Raw genomic sequence first — 14,488 nt, forward strand, 5'->3', positions numbered from 1 at the left:
GATGAGGCGTGCCCGCGTACGTCCTGCTCACCCGTGACGCGCACGCGCGCACGGCCACGCTGACGTCGCTGGGGCCCGACGGCACCCCGGAGGCAGGGCCCGACGTGGTCGTGCCCGACGACGCCCTGGCGGACGTCGTCGGTCGCGTCGAGGCGCAGGCGCACCCCCGGTGGGTGTGGGACGACACGCGGCGCTGGTACCCCGCCCTGCTCGCGGCGGGCGTCCGCGTCGACCGCTGCCACGACCTGCGGCTGTGCCACGCGATCCTGCGCCTCGCGGCCGACGCCGCCGGCTCCCGGCTGCAGGCGGCACCTCCCGGCCCGTTCGACGCACCGGCCCCGCACGCGCCGGCGGCCCGCGAGCCGGACCTCCTGGACGCCCTGCGCGAGCTGACGGACGAGGACGAGGACCCGCCGCCCGCCGGCGGGACGCCCGACGACCCTCTCGGCGGGACCACCGCACCCGCCGGCGACCTCCTCGCCGAGCTGCGCGACCAGCTCGACGCGGTCGCCGGGTCGGCCCGTCCCGGGCGGCTGCGCCTGCTGCTCGCCGCCGAGTCGGGCGGTGCGCTGCTCGCGGCCGAGATGCAGCACGACGGCCTGCCGTGGGACCCCGTCCGGCACGACGAGCTCCTCACCGACCTCGTCGGCCCGCGACCCCTCGGCGGCGGCCGCCCCCGCCGGCTCGAGGACCTGGCCGCACAGGTCCGCGACCTGCTCAACGACCCCCGCCTCAACCCCGACTCCCAGCCGCACCTGCTCGCCGCGCTGCGGCGGCAGGGCTTCTCGCTGGGGTCGACGAGCAAGTGGGAGGTCCGCGAGCTCGACCACCCCGTGGTCGAGCCGCTGCTGGAGTACAAGCGCCTGTCGCGGCTGCTGAGCGCCAACGGCTGGGCGTGGCTCGACGCCTGGGTGCGCGACGGACGGTTCCGGCCGACGTACGTCGTCGGCGGCGTCGTCACGGGGCGCTGGGCCACCGACGGCGGGGGCGCGCTGCAGCTGCCCGCGTCCCTGCGGGGCGCCGCGCGCGCCGACCCGGGCTGGCGGCTCGTCGTGGCGGACGCCGCGCAGCTCGAGCCGCGCGTGCTCGCCGCGATGTCGGGCGACCGCGCGATGGCCGAGGCGGCCCGCGGCGCCGACCTCTACCAGCGCATCGCCGACGCGGGCACGGTCCCGACCCGCAAGGACGCGAAGTACGCGCTGCTCGGCGCGATCTACGGGGCGACCACCGGCACCGCGGGCATGCTCATGCCGCGCCTGACGCGCGCGTACCCGCAGGCCGTCGCGCTCGTCGAGGCCGCCGCCCGGGCCGGGGAGCGCGGTGAGCCCGTCTCGACGTGGCTGGGCCGCACATCACCCCCGGCGAGCGCCGCGTTCCTCGACCGCCTGGGCGCGGCCGGCGCGGAGGGCTCCGACCCCGACGACGTGCGCGACGCCCGCCGTCGCGCGCGCGACCGCGGCCGGTTCACCCGGAACTTCGTCGTCCAGGGCACCGCCGCCGAGTGGGCGCTGTGCTGGCTCGCGTCCCTGCGCCGCCGGTTGCGCGACATCGGCGACGGCCGCGCGCACCTCGTCTTCTTCCTGCACGACGAGGTCGTGGTGCACTCCCCCGCCTCCGACGCCGACGAGGTCGCGCAGGCCGTGCGGGACGCCGCCGACGAGGCCGGGCGCCTGCTGTTCGGGTCCGCGCCCGTGGAGTTCGCGCTGGACCTGTCGGTCGTGGAGTCGTACGCGGACGCGTGAGCGGTGCGGACCCGGCCGGGCCGGTCAGCCCGCCGCGCCGTCCGTCCCGGCGACGCGCGCCATGAGGTCGAGGTCGGCGCTCCCGATGACGGCCTGCGCCTGCGCCCGCCCGACGGTCGGCTGCCCGTCACCGGGCTGCGCGCCGTAGTCGGCGAAGAACGCGTGCACGCCGCCGTCGACCTCGACGAACGTCGTGCCGGCCGGCAGCAGCGCGCGCGACGCGGCGATGTCGGCGGGGGTCGTCAGCCCGTCGTCCGACGCCCAGACGGACGTGACCTGGAGGTCCGCGTCGCTCATGTCGGCCATCGGGTACGACGCGTGCAGCAGCAGCCCGGCGACGTCGTCCCCGTGGTCGGCGGCGTACCGCGCGGCGGCCACCCCGCCGAGCGAGTGCCCGCCGACCACCCACCGGTCGACCTCGGCGAACGCGTCCATCGCCGCGGCCGGCGCGTCGGGTGCCGTCAGCGCGATGCCGAGGGGTGGTCGCAGCACGACCACCGGGTACCCCGCCTCCGCCAACGGCCGCAGCACGGCCGCCGACGCGCGCACGTCGACCCGTGCACCGGGTGTGTAGACCAGGCCGACGGGGCCCGCGTCGCGGGGCACCAGGGCGTACCAGCCGTCCTCCTCGACCACGTCGACGGCCGCGTCCGGGACCAGCGCCGCCAGGGCGTCGGGCGTCGCCGGGAACGGCCGCAGCCACGCGGCCGCACCGGCGAGCACGACGAGCAGCGCGTAGCCGGCGACGGCACCGGCGCGCCGCAGCACGCGTCGACCCGCGTCCGGCGCGGGGCCGCGCCGGGCCAGGACGACCACGCGCACGAGCGTCAGCACGCCCGCGAGCGCGCTGACCACCAGCAGCGCCGCGAGCGACCGGTGCTGGTGCCCGACCGCGTCGCCGGCCGCGGCGACCACCCACGCGGGCGCCGCCAGCAGCGCCAGCCCGACCACGGCACGGGCGACGAGCCCCGCCGTGACGGACGGCGCCGACGTCACGCCATCGTCCCCGGTGCCCGGTACGCGAACCGGCGGTCCTCGTCGGTGATCGCCCGCAGCACGCGCGCGGGCACCCCGCCCACGACGACGCCCGGCGGCACGTCCTTCGTCACCACGCTGCCGGCGCCGACGATCGACCCCGCGCCGATCGTCACGCCCGGCAGCACGACGACGTGGGCGCCCAGCCACACGTCGTCCTCGATCGTCACCGGCGCCGAGAACTGCGCCATGCCGGCACGCAGCTCGGGGTGCACCGGGTGGCCGGTCACCGAGATCGTCACGTTGGGCGCGATCATGACGCGCGAGCCGATGCTGACCTCGATGTCGTCGACGAGCGTGAAGCCGACGTTGACGAACACGTCGTCGCCGAAGCTCACGTTGTACCCGTACGACACCTGCAGCGGCGCCTCGATCCACACGCGCTCGCCCATCGGACCGAACAGCTCACGCAGGATCGCCTGACGTGCAGCGACATCCGTGGGGTTCATCATGTTGAACCGCCACGTCAGCTCCTTGGCACGCTGCCGCTCGGCGACCAGCGCCTCCAGGCCCGGGCCCTCGTCGTCGTACAGCTCCTGCGCCCGCATCCTGCGGCGCACCTCGCGCTCGTCCATGCCCCACCCTTCCGTGAACACCCGTCACCGGGCCCGGGCCACCCTACGGGTGGGCACCGCGCCACCGTCGGGACAGGCGTCCCGGCGCGCCCTAGGGTGTGCGCGTGACCAGCCCTTCCACCGTCCGTCCGGACTCCCCGCCCGGCGCCCTCCCCGCCCAGTGGGTACCGCCGCGCCGCGGGACCGGCGCGCGGGACGTGCTCGCACTGCTGGCCGTCGTCCTCATCGCGGTCGCGGCGCTCGGCGCGGTCGCGCTGGTCCTCCTGCAGGTGGGCGTCGGGGCGGGTGTCGTCGGCACGCTGCTCGCCGTCGTCCCGCTCACCGTCGTGCTGCTCGGCATCCGCTGGCTCGACCGCTGGGAGCCCGAGCCGCGCGGCGCGCTGGCGTTCGGGCTGCTCTGGGGCGCCGGGATCTCCGTGCTCGTGTCGCTGGTCGTCAACGACCTCACGCTGTACACCGTCGCGCAGCTGACGGGCGACATCGACGCCGGCGTCGCCGCCGCCACCGTCGTGTCCGCACCGATCGTCGAGGAGGTCGCCAAGGGCGCGGGCGTCCTGGTCCTCTTCCTCGCGCGCCGCCGCTACTTCGACGGCGTCGTCGACGGGCTCGTGTACGCGGGCGTCGTCGCCGCCGGCTTCGCGTTCACCGAGAACATCCTCTACTTCGGCCGTGCGGGCGAGATGCTCGCCGAGACGTTCGTGCTGCGCGGGCTGGCGACCCCGTTCGCGCACCTGCTGTTCACGGCGTGCACGGGCGCGGCCCTGGGGCTGGCGGCGCGCTCGCGCAACCGCTACGCCGCGTGGTGGCTCCTGCCGCTGGGGCTGCTCGGCGCGATCGTCGGGCACGGCCTGTGGAACGCGACGAGCCTCGTGGCGGGAGCCGCGTACCTGGCCGTGTTCGCGGTGGTGCAGGTGCCGCTGTTCGGGGGCGTCGTCGGCCTGGCGTTCTGGCTGCGCCGCCAGGAGTCGGCCGTGATCCGGCACCGGCTCTCCGAGTACGCCCAGGTCGGGTGGCTCGCGCCGCACGAGGTGGACATGCTCGCGTCCCTGCAGCGCCGCCGGACCGCCGTGGGCTGGGCGACGCGCGCCGGCGGCCGGCCCGCGGGTGACGCGATGCGCCGGTTCCAGCGCGACGCGACGACGCTGGCGTTCCAGCGCCAGCAGGCCGCGACCGGGCGCGCGGACCTGCGCCGGCACGCCGAGTCGGAGCGCGAGCTGCTCACGGCCATGACGACCGACCGCCACCAGGTCCTGACGGCCGCCGCCGGCTGACGGGAACGGCGGGCTGGGCGACCACTGGTCAGCTGGGGTGACGGCCGACTGACCACTGGTCACTTCGGCGACCGACACGCCGACACCCCCACCCCCAACTGACCACTGGTCACTCAGGCAGCCACCCCAGCGACCACTGGTCACTTGGGCAGCCACCCGAGCGACCAGTGGTCACTTCGGCGACCGACACGCCGAGGCACCGACCCCCAACTGACCACTGGTCGACCTGAGGGCCACGCCGGCGACCACTGGTCAGGTGGGCGGCCGACACACCGACCCCACGACCCCCGACTGACCAGTGGTCACCCCCGGGGGGACCACTGGCCACCGGTCACCCCGGCGGCCACCCGAGCGACCCCTGCTCGCGGGTCAGCCGAGGTGCCACGTCTCCAGACGTCCGCACATCCCGTAGCGGCGCGGCGCCGGGGCCGACTCCAGGCGTTCGGCCCGGCCCACCTGCAGGTGCGGGGCCGCGCCGCGCATCAGGCCCTCCAGCACGCCGGCCGTCGCGTCGGTCTCCGCGAACGCGGTGCGCCCCCACAGGTCCTGCCAGCGCGGCACGGACGGCCGCACCAGGCGGACGGCGGCGTCGAAGAAGGGCTGCAGGGCCGCCCGGGGGCCCTGCCGCTCGGCGGCCGCCCGCAGCTGCGCGTAGCCCTCGAGCGCCAGGTCCCGCCGGGCGCGGGCCGCGTGCGCGACGTGCTCGTCGGTGACCTCGGCGTGCGCGCCGGCACCCGACGGCAGGCTCGCGGCGTCGCGGTACGTGGCGATGTCGACGAGCGCGGCGGGCGGGAACGTCATGACGGCGTCCCCGGCCTCGGGCAGCCCTGCGTTCGACATGACGACCAGCATCTCCAGGTCACCGTCGTTGACGGCCCGGTGGATCACGCCGGGCTGGATCGTCACGACGACGCCGGCCCGCAGCGGGTGCTCCGCGAACCCGTCGGGGCTCAGCGTGTGCAGCGCACCGGACCCCGACAGCACGACGTACGCCTCGCTCGACGCGATGTGCACGTGCGGGGTGCCGCTGCCGGCGCGCCCGACACCGTCGGGGGCCGGCCAGTCGTACACGCGCAACCTGCTGACGGACACGCCCCCGGGCAGAGTGGTCATGCGCCGAGCATGCCTCCCCCGAGCTCGGCGAGGGCGGCGGCGTGGCCGGGATCACCCGTTCCGTCGGCGACGACCACGGCATATCGGAACGTCACGGACGCACCGGGGTCGAAGTCGACCTCCTCGCTGAAGAACCGCGCCGGGCACAGGCAGGCGAACATGTCGCGGCGGGCGAACCACTGCGGTGGGTGCAACGGGTTGCCGGTGCCGTCGACCATGACGACCGTCGCCGCGCGTCGTGGGCGAGCCGATGGGCAGCTCCCGGCCCGACACGTTGGTCATGGTGGTGGTGAACAGCAGCACCCACGCGCGGTCCGGCGGCACGACGACGGACAGCTCGCGCACCTCGTCGACCACGTGCTCGCCGGCCTGCGTGTGCCAGGCGAGCGTGTGCGCGAGGTCGACGTGCTCGCAGCTGCACGTCGTCGGGGACGTGCACGTACCGCGAGCGTGACGTCGCCGAGGACGACGTCGACGGCCCGGCCGACGTCGTGCAGTGCCCGCAGCGCGGGCCGCGGCGCGAGCCGCGCGAGCTCGGGTCAGTGGGGCGCGCTCACCGGGTCACCCCGTCCCGGCGGCCGCCGCCGTCGGGAGGTCCGGCGGCGTGAGGTCACCCAGCCCCAGGTCCTCGACGCGCACGGGCAGGCCGGTGGCCATCGACTGGTTGGCCGCGATGCCGACGGCGACGGCCCGAAGCCCTTCGCGGTAGCCCGCGGCGCGCCCGAGCGGGTCCGGCCCCTCGCGCAGGTGACGACGGAAGACGTCCATGAGCAGGATCGCGTCGCCGCCCCCGTGGCCGCCGACGCCGGACGGGATGGGCCACTCCCGCGCGGGCTCCCAGTGGCGCTGCACCCGCAGCCGCTCACCGGACGGGCGCGCCGTCTCGGCCCGCACGCCGTCGGGTGTCGCCGACGGGTCGAGCACCGCCCGGCCGTCGCCGTCGAGGACGACGGCGCCGCGCTCGACGACCTCGAGCTCGGCACGCCCCGCGGTGCCGTTCACGGTCACGCGGTACCCCTCCCAGGGGCTGTGCGCGTTGAGCGAGTAGGTGAGCGTCGCACCGCCGGCGTAGTCGACGAGCACCGCCATGTTGTCCTCGATCGTGATGCCGGACGTGAACACGTCCTGGTCGCGGCGGTACCCGTCGTGCTCCTCGGCGTCGAGGTACAGCGCCTTGAGGCGGGGGTCGTGCGTCAGGTCGAGCGCCCAGGGGTCCCCGACGGTCCCGGTGCCGCGCTCGGGGCGGGGGCCCAGGCCGCGCTCGGCGGCGTTGGTGTCCCCGTAGAACCGCAGCCCGCCCGAGGCGTAGACGCGCGCCGGCACGTCGTCCAGCCACCAGTTGACGAGGTCGAAGTGGTGGCTGGCCTTGTGGACGAGCAGGCCGCCGGAGGTCGCCTTGTCGCGGTGCCAGCGGCGGAAGTAGTCGGCGCCGTGGACCGTGTCGAGCGCCCACTCGAAGTGCACGGACGTCACGCGGCCGATCTCGCCCGACGCGACGACCTCGCGCAGGGCGGAGTTGCGCGGCGCGTAGCGGTAGTTGAACGTCATGACGACGTCGCGGCCGGTGCGCGCGACCGCCCGCACCACCGTGCGGCACCCCTCGACGGTCGTGGTCAGGGGCTTCTCGACGACGACGTCGGCGCCGGCGTCCAGGGCGCGCGCGACGAGCGACGCGTGCGTCGCGTCGGGGGTGGTGACGACGACGACGTCGACGCGCTCGTCGACGACCAGGCGCTCGAGGTCGTCGGGGCCGTAGCGCGGCAGCCCGGCCGGCCCGGCGAGGCCGAGCGCAGTCCCGGCCTCGGCGTCGTAGTACGCCATGCGGGCCGGGTTCGTGTCGCACCACGCGACGAGCTCGGCGACGTCGGCGTGGTCGCCGGTGACGGCACCGACGTACATGCCGGCCCGGTGCCCGGTGCCGACCACGGCGTACCGGCGTCGTCGCCGGCCGGGTGGCGGGGGCGCGAAGACGGGGACGACCGACGGGTCGCCCTGCGTCGCGCGGGCCGACGCGGGCCTCGGTGCGGTGGGGTTCTGGTCGAGCGTGCGGGGGGCGGTCGGCTCGGTCACGAGGGTCCTTCGACGTCGCGGGGCGGTCCACGCACCCTCCCGAGCGGTCCTCCGACCCATCGGAAAGCGCGTTCCGTGGCGTGCGCCACAGTAACCCAGGATGACGGGGCGTCGCAGGTCAGCACGTATGCTGGACGCCGTTACAACGTTGTGAAGCCCGATTCGGAGCACCGATGCACCCCAACGCCACCGTCCTGCTGCACCCCGACTTCCGCACCGGCACCATCGACCGGCGGCTCTTCGGGTCGTTCGTCGAGCACCTCGGCCGGGCGGTCTACACCGGCATCTACGAGCCGGAGCACGCCACCGCCGACGAGCACGGCTTCCGGCGCGACGTCGCGGACCTCACGCGCGAGCTCGGCGTGACGATGGTGCGCTACCCGGGCGGCAACTTCGTCTCCAACTACGTGTGGGAGGACGGCGTCGGGCCCGTCGAGGAGCGCAAGCCGTTCATCGACCTCGCGTGGCGGACCGTCGAGCCCAACCTGGTCGGCACCGACGAGTTCCTGCAGTGGGCCGAGCGCGAGGGCATCGAGCCGATGATGGCCGTCAACCTCGGCACGCGCGGCGTCGCCGCCGCGGCCGCGCTCGTCGAGTACTGCAACGGCGTGGCCGGCTCCCGCTGGGCCGACCTGCGCATCGCCAACGGCCGCGAGGAGCCCTACGGCGTCCGGCTGTGGTGCCTCGGCAACGAGATGGACGGGCCCTGGCAGATCGGCCACAAGGACGCCCACGAGTACGGCAAGCTCGCCGCCGAGGCCGGCAAGGCCATGAAGCTCGTCGACCCGTCGATCGAGCTCGTCGTCTGCGGGTCGTCCTCCATGCAGATGGAGACCTTCGGAGAGTGGGAGCAGACGGTCCTGTCGTACACGTACGACCTGGTCGACCACATCTCGATGCACGCGTACTACGAGGAGCTCGACGGCGACCGCGCGTCGTTCCTCGGCTCCGCGACCGGCATGGACCGCTTCATCCGCCGCGTCGTGGCCTCGGCCGACGCCGTCGGCGCCCGCAAGCGCTCGGACAAGCAGATCACCATCTCGTTCGACGAGTGGAACGTCTGGTACCTCGAGTCGCGGTTCCCGGGCGAGACGAACCTGCCGCTGCAGCACCAGCCCGCGCGCATCATCGAGGACGTCTACTCGGGGCTCGACGCCGTCGTCCTGGGCGACCTCATGGTCACGCTGCTCAACCACGCCGACCGCGTACCCGTCGCGTGCCTCGCGCAGCTCGTCAACGTCATCGCCCCGATCATGACCGAGCCCGGCGGCCCGGCGTGGAAGCAGCCGACCTTCCACCCGTTCGCGGCCACCGCGCGCCTCGCGCAGGGCGACGTCCTGGACGTGCGCGTGCAGACCCCGACGATCACGACCACGCGGCACGGCGACGTGCCCGCCGTCACCGCGGCCGTCACGTGGGCCGGCGAGCGCGAGTCCGGCGAGCTCGGGGTGTTCCTCGTCAACCGCACGGCCGAGCCGGTCGAGGTCGAGCTGCGCCACCCCGGCGTGGCGCTGACGCTCGGCGGTGGCGTCGAGGTCACGGCGGACCACGAGCCCGCGGTCCACGGCCCCGAGCACGCGGCGCAGATCGAGGCCGAGCACGTCGCGACGCTCGACGCCGCCCCCGTCACGGCGAGCGCCCCGGGCACGACGACGGTCCGCCTCGCCCCCGAGTCGTGGACGGCCCTCTCCGGCACCGCCACCCTCACCTGACCCCACCACCCCTCCCGCGAGAGGGCAATCCAGTCACCGCAGGCCGGACCACCCCTCTCCCGTGAGAGGGCAATCCAGTCACCGCAGGCCGGACCACCCTCTCCCGTGGGAGAGCGAACCGGTCCGCACCAGGGAAGAGCCAACTGGATTGCTCTCTCACGGTGAAGGGGGTGGTTCATCACCTGTCGTGCGAGGGGGACCCGGTCCCCCGGTCGCGAGCGACCCGGCCACCGGGTCGCGAGAGAGCAATCCAGCAGTGCCCGATCGGAGGACGCATGGACGAGCCCTACGGCTACCTGCTGGTGCACCACGTCGAGGCACCCGACGGGTACGGCGAGCAGATCTACTTCTCGCTGTCCGTCGGCGACGACCCGTGCCGCTGGGTCCGGGCCAACCGCGGGCGTCCCGTCCTGCGCTCGGACCTCGGGACGACCGGCGTGCGCGACCCGCACCTCGTCGCGGGCGACGGTGAGTGGTTCCTCCTGGCGACCGACCTGCGCATCTACGGCGGCGACGACGCCGGCTGGGACGCGTGGACCCGGCGCGGCAGCCGGTCGCTGGTGGTCTGGCGCTCGACGGACCTCGTGCAGTGGTCCGCGCCGTGGCTGCTCGAGGTGGCCCCGCCCTGGGCCGGCATGGCCTGGGCGCCCGAGGCGACGTACGACCCGGCGACCGGCGAGTTCGCCGTGACGTTCTCGTCCAGCCTGTACCCCGCCGACGACCCCGCGCACGCGACCGCGTCGTACCCGCGGGTCCTCGTCGCGCGCACCCGCGACTTCCGCACGGTGACCCCGGCCCGGGTGCTCATCGACCGCGGCACCGGCGTCATCGACACCACGGTCGTGCCCGCGTCGCAGTCACCGGACGGGCGTGTGCACCGCTTCTCCAAGCAGGACGTCGACGCTCCGGAGTCGCTCAAGCTGTTTCACGAGGCAGGTTCGGCCCTCGAGGCCGACGACTTCGAGGTGCTCGCGTCACGGCTCGCCGACGGCCTGTTCCCGCACGTCGAGGCGCCGCTGGTGTTCCGGGACCACCGCGACGGCACCTGGTACCTGTGGGTCGACCAGTACGCGCAGCGGCCGCAGGGCTACGTCGCGCTGCGCACGGACGACCTGGCGTCCGGCGCCTGGCAGCCGGTGCCGTCCTCGCAGTTCTCGCTGCCGCCGGACACGAAGCACGGCGTCGTCGTCCCCCTGACCCGCGAGCGCCACGCCCGCCTCACCGCCGCGTACCCGGCCTGACGCCACCGCCCGGACCACCCCGCCCGGATGACCCCGCCGAGCGCGGCACACAGTCGCCGAGCGCGGGGGGAACGAGTACCGCGCTCGGCGCACGAGTACCGCGCTCGGCGGACGGGTGCCGTGCTCGCGCCCCCGGTCAGACGGGCTCGGTGAGCCGGTCCGCGACCGTCGGGAGCCACGCCGCCGCGTCCTCGCGGGCGCGCGCGGCGGGCTGGGGGTCCCCCGACAGGTCGGCCGCGCTCAGCCCGGCCATGTACCCGGCGGCGAGCACGCGCAGCACCTGGCGCGCGGGCAGGACGAGCCGGCGGCCGATGCGCGGCATGAGCGCCTCGATCTCGTCGGCGACCTCGTCCGTCATCTGCCGGTCCAGGTCGCGGTGGTGCCGCGCGATGTCGGGCTGCCGCATCGCGATGAGCGTGAGCTCGGCGTTGATGACCCGCCAGCGGCGGTCGTCGGAGATGCGCTCGAGCAGGATCTCGAGGAACCGGCTCATCGCCTCGAGGTCCAGGGCGCTGCTGTGCGCGCACTCGTCCTGCGCGATCGCCAGCGCGCTGCGCAGCTCGCGCAGGCGGCGACCGTGCTCGCGGGCGGCGAGGACCACGAGGAGCGCGTACTTGCTGTCGAAGTTGGAGTAGAACGCGCCGCGGGTGAAGCCGGCGCGCTCGCAGACGGCCTCGATGGAGGTGGCGTCGACACCCTCGTCGGCGAACAGGTCGAAGGCGGCGTCGAGGAGCCGCTCGCGCGTGTGCTGCCGGCGTCGGGACACCGCGGCGTCGGCGTCCTGGGCGCCCGTGCTGCCCGCGTCGATCATCGCGCTCTCCCCCACCGTCGCCCGTGTGCTCGGGCAGGAGCCTAGCGGTACCGATACAGCCATGTATCGCATACAGTCCTGTATCGAGTCGCTGCAGGACGCGGCCGCCGGACGCCGCCGTCCCCCCTCCCCACGAACCAGGAGCAGCCGTGTCCTCTGCGCTCTACCGCCTCGGCCGGGCCGCGTACGCGCGCCGGCGCGCCGTCATCGGCGCCTGGCTCGCCCTCCTGGTGCTCGTCGGCGGCGGTGCGCTGCTGCTCGGGGGCAAGCTCGACAACTCCGTGTCGATCCCCGGCACCGAGTCCCAGGCAGCGCTCGACCGCCTCACCGCGACGTTCCCCGAGGCCGCGGGCACGACCGCGCAGGTGCTCGTCGTCGGCGTCGACGGCGCACAGGTCGACGACCCGGCGGTCGCGACGGCCGTCGAGGACGCCGTCGACGCGTTCACGCGGGTCGAGGCCGTCACGTCCGCGCAGTCGCCGTTCGACACCGACATGCCCGGGGCGTCCGCGGTGAGCGACGACGGCGAGGCCGCCCTGGTGACCATCTCGCTGGAGGGCGAGGGGGTCGCGATCGGCGCCGACGTCAAGGACGCGCTGCGCGGGATCGCCGACGACCTCGACGCGGCCCTGCCCGACGACTACGAGGCGACGATCGGCGGCCAGCTCTACTCCCAGGAGTTCCCCGGCCTGACGATCACCGAGGCCCTCGGCGTGCTCGTCGCGTTCATCGTCCTGCTCGCGACGCTCGGGTCGTTCGCCGCGGCGGGCATGCCGCTGATCAACGCGCTGCTCGGCGTCGGCCTGTCCACGCTGCTCGTGCTGGTCGCGGCCGCGTTCACGTCCGTCAACTCCACGACGCCCCTGCTCTCGCTGATGCTCGGCCTGGCCGTCGGCATCGACTACGCGCTGTTCATCGTCTCGCGGCACCGCGAGCTCCTCGCCGCCGGGCAGCCGCCGCAGGAGGCGGCCGCGCGCGCCAACGCCACCGCCGGGTCGGCCGTCATCTTCGCGGGCCTGACCGTGATGATCGCCCTCGTCGGGCTGGGCGTCGCCGGCATCCCGTTCCTCACGACCATGGGCGTCGCGGGTGCCGTGGCCGTCGGCGTCGCGGTCGTCGTGTCCGTCACCCTCGTCCCGGCGATGCTCGGCGTCGCCGGGGAGCGTCTGCGCCCCCGTCCGTCGCGCCGCGCACGCCGCGCCGCCGCGGACGCCGCACCCGCAGCCGCCCCCGCCGCCACCCCTCCCGCGGGCGACGACTGGGACCTGCCGCCGCACCACAACCGGTTCTTCGCCGGCTGGGTCCGGCTCGCGACGGCGCGCCCCTGGCTCACCGTCGTCGCCACCGTCGGTGCGCTCGTCGCGCTCGCGCTGCCCGCCCTCGACCTTCGCCTCGCCCTGCCCGACGCCGGCGTCCAGCCCACGGGCTCCGCGGCCCGCGTGACGTACGACCGCATCACCGACCACTTCGGCCCGGGCGCCAACGGCCCGCTCGTCGTCACCGGCAGCATCGTGACCAGCGAGGACCCGCTGGGCCTCATGGAGGACGTCGCCGACGAGCTGCGCGCGCTGCCCGGTGTCGAGGACGTGCCGCTCGCGACGCCCAACGCGTCGATCGACACCGGCATCATCCAGGTCGTCCCGACGACCGGACCCACCGACCCCGAGACGGCCGACCTGGTGCGCGCGATCCGCGACCTGCGCCCGCAGATCCTCGAGGAGCACGGGTTCGACCTGTCCGTCACGGGCTTCACGGCCGTCGGCATCGACGTCTCCGCCAAGCTCGGTGCGGCGCTCCTGCCGTTCGGCGTCTTCGTGGTCGGCCTGTCGCTCGTGCTGCTGACGATGGTGTTCCGCTCGATCGCCGTGCCCCTCAAGGCGACCCTCGGGTACCTGCTGTCCGTCGCCGCCGCGTTCGGCGTCGTGACCAGCGTGTTCGAGCACGGCGTCGGGGCGGACCTGCTGCACGTGTCACGCCTGGGACCGGTCATCTCGTTCATGCCGATCGTGCTCATGGGTGTGCTGTTCGGGCTCGCGATGGACTACGAGGTGTTCCTCGTGTCCCGCATCCGTGAGGACTACGTGCACTCCGGCAAGGCGCGGGCCGCGATCGCGTCCGGGTTCGTCGGCTCGGCCAAGGTCGTGACGGCCGCGGCCGTCATCATGGTCGCCGTCTTCTTCGCGTTCGTGCCCGAGGGTGACATCAACATCAAGCCCATCGCGCTGGGCCTGGCCGTCGGCGTCGCGGTCGACGCGTTCGTCGTCCGCATGACCCTCGTCCCGGCGGTCATGCAGCTGCTGGGCGACAAGGCCTGGTGGATGCCCCGCGCGCTCGACCGTGTCCTGCCGTCGTTCGACGTCGAGGGCGAGGCCCTGCACCGCGAGATCGGGCTGGACGCGTGGCCGGGCGACCCGGACGTCGTCGTCGCGGCCCGCGACCTGCGTCTGGCCGCCGCCGACCGCAGCGACGTCCTGCACCTCGCCGTGCGACGGGGCGACGCGCTCGTCGTCCACGCCGACGAGCCCGCACGCGTCGCGGCCCTGCTGCTGACCGTCGCGGGACGCCTCGCGCCCGCGGGCGGCGACCTCAAGGTCGACGGGCTGCTGCTGCCGGTGCGCGCGGCCGCCGTGCGACGCCGCGTCGGGTACGTGGACCTGCGCACGGAGGCGGTGGACGCGCTCGACGCGGCCGTCGCCGAGCGGCCCGCCGTCCTCGCCGTCGACCGGACGGACCTCGTCACCGACCCCCACGAGCGAGCGCACCTCACCGCGACGCTCGCCCGCGCCGCCGCGGCCGGCACGACGCTCCTGCTGGGCGTCGTCGGTGCCGCCCCCGCCGACGACCTCCTGCCGGACGGCACCCCCGTGACCACCCTCGCGCCGCAGACCGGCGTCCTCGCGTGAGCGCGCAGGAAGGAA

10 protein-coding genes and 1 pseudogene are annotated in these 14,488 nt (G+C 74.9%); 5 read left to right on the forward strand and 6 right to left on the reverse strand.

The genetic code is table 11. The annotated features are described in order from the left end of the window. The first annotated feature begins 8 nt into the window (after positions 1 to 8). The gene (locus NP075_RS15940; protein ID WP_227566026.1) at positions 9 to 1,742 is read left to right on the forward strand and encodes a bifunctional 3'-5' exonuclease/DNA polymerase; all 1,734 of its coding nucleotides are present in this window, start codon (positions 9 to 11) and stop codon (positions 1,740 to 1,742) included. A gap of 24 nt (positions 1,743 to 1,766) precedes the next feature. Here NP075_RS15940 and NP075_RS15945 read toward each other — a convergent pair whose 3' ends face one another. Next, the gene (locus NP075_RS15945) at positions 1,767 to 2,738 is read right to left on the reverse strand and encodes an alpha/beta hydrolase (protein ID WP_227566024.1); all 972 of its coding nucleotides are present in this window, start codon (positions 2,736 to 2,738) and stop codon (positions 1,767 to 1,769) included. Further along, positions 2,735 to 3,352: a sugar O-acetyltransferase gene (locus NP075_RS15950; RefSeq protein WP_227566022.1), complete on the reverse strand. Its 618-nt coding sequence runs from the start codon at positions 3,350 to 3,352 to the stop codon at positions 2,735 to 2,737. Before NP075_RS15950 ends, NP075_RS15945 begins: the two co-directional genes overlap by 4 nt. Before the next feature lie 104 nt (positions 3,353 to 3,456). Between NP075_RS15950 and NP075_RS15955 the strand changes: the two genes are divergently transcribed. Next, entirely contained in the window at positions 3,457 to 4,623 is a 1,167-nt protein-coding gene (locus NP075_RS15955) for a PrsW family intramembrane metalloprotease (protein WP_227566020.1), read from the forward strand. A gap of 369 nt (positions 4,624 to 4,992) precedes the next feature. Here NP075_RS15955 and NP075_RS15960 read toward each other — a convergent pair whose 3' ends face one another. From NP075_RS15960 to NP075_RS15970, 3 genes and pseudogenes are all read right to left on the reverse strand, one after another. Continuing rightward, a complete protein-coding gene (locus NP075_RS15960; protein ID WP_227566018.1) occupies positions 4,993 to 5,736 on the reverse strand; it encodes a cupin domain-containing protein in 744 nt (247 codons plus the stop codon). Beyond that, a pseudogene (locus NP075_RS19170) lies at positions 5,733 to 6,093 on the reverse strand (DUF6807 family protein). Before NP075_RS19170 ends, NP075_RS15960 begins: the two are co-directional and overlap by 4 nt. Positions 6,094 to 6,297: 204 nt before the next feature. Further along, positions 6,298 to 7,806 carry a Gfo/Idh/MocA family protein gene (locus tag NP075_RS15970; RefSeq protein WP_227566014.1) on the reverse strand — a complete coding sequence of 503 codons (1,509 nt, stop codon included), beginning with the start codon at positions 7,804 to 7,806 and terminating at the stop codon, positions 6,298 to 6,300. Between the two features lie 173 nt (positions 7,807 to 7,979). Here NP075_RS15970 and arfA point away from each other — a divergent pair, with 173 nt between their 5' ends. Beyond that, on the forward strand, positions 7,980 to 9,518 hold the full coding sequence (arfA, locus tag NP075_RS15975; protein WP_227566012.1) for an arabinosylfuranosidase ArfA: 1,539 nt from the start codon (positions 7,980 to 7,982) through the stop codon (positions 9,516 to 9,518). Positions 9,519 to 9,793: 275 nt separating this feature from the next. Continuing rightward, positions 9,794 to 10,759 (forward strand): glycoside hydrolase family 43 protein, encoded by a 966-nt coding sequence (locus tag NP075_RS15980; RefSeq protein WP_227566010.1) that lies wholly within the window; start codon positions 9,794 to 9,796, stop codon positions 10,757 to 10,759. A 136-nt stretch (positions 10,760 to 10,895) separates the two neighbouring features. Here NP075_RS15980 and NP075_RS15985 read toward each other — a convergent pair whose 3' ends face one another. Then, positions 10,896 to 11,570, reverse strand: coding sequence for a TetR/AcrR family transcriptional regulator (locus tag NP075_RS15985; protein ID WP_227566008.1), 675 nt, complete (start codon positions 11,568 to 11,570; stop codon positions 10,896 to 10,898). Positions 11,571 to 11,719: 149 nt separating this feature from the next. Here NP075_RS15985 and NP075_RS15990 point away from each other — a divergent pair, with 149 nt between their 5' ends. After that, a complete protein-coding gene (locus NP075_RS15990) occupies positions 11,720 to 14,473 on the forward strand; it encodes an MMPL family transporter (RefSeq protein WP_227566007.1) in 2,754 nt (917 codons plus the stop codon). Positions 14,474 to 14,488 lie beyond the last annotated feature (15 nt).

It is taken from the genome of Cellulomonas wangsupingiae, from assembly GCF_024508275.1.
GTDB classification, from domain to species: Bacteria; Actinomycetota; Actinomycetes; order Actinomycetales; family Cellulomonadaceae; genus Cellulomonas; species Cellulomonas wangsupingiae.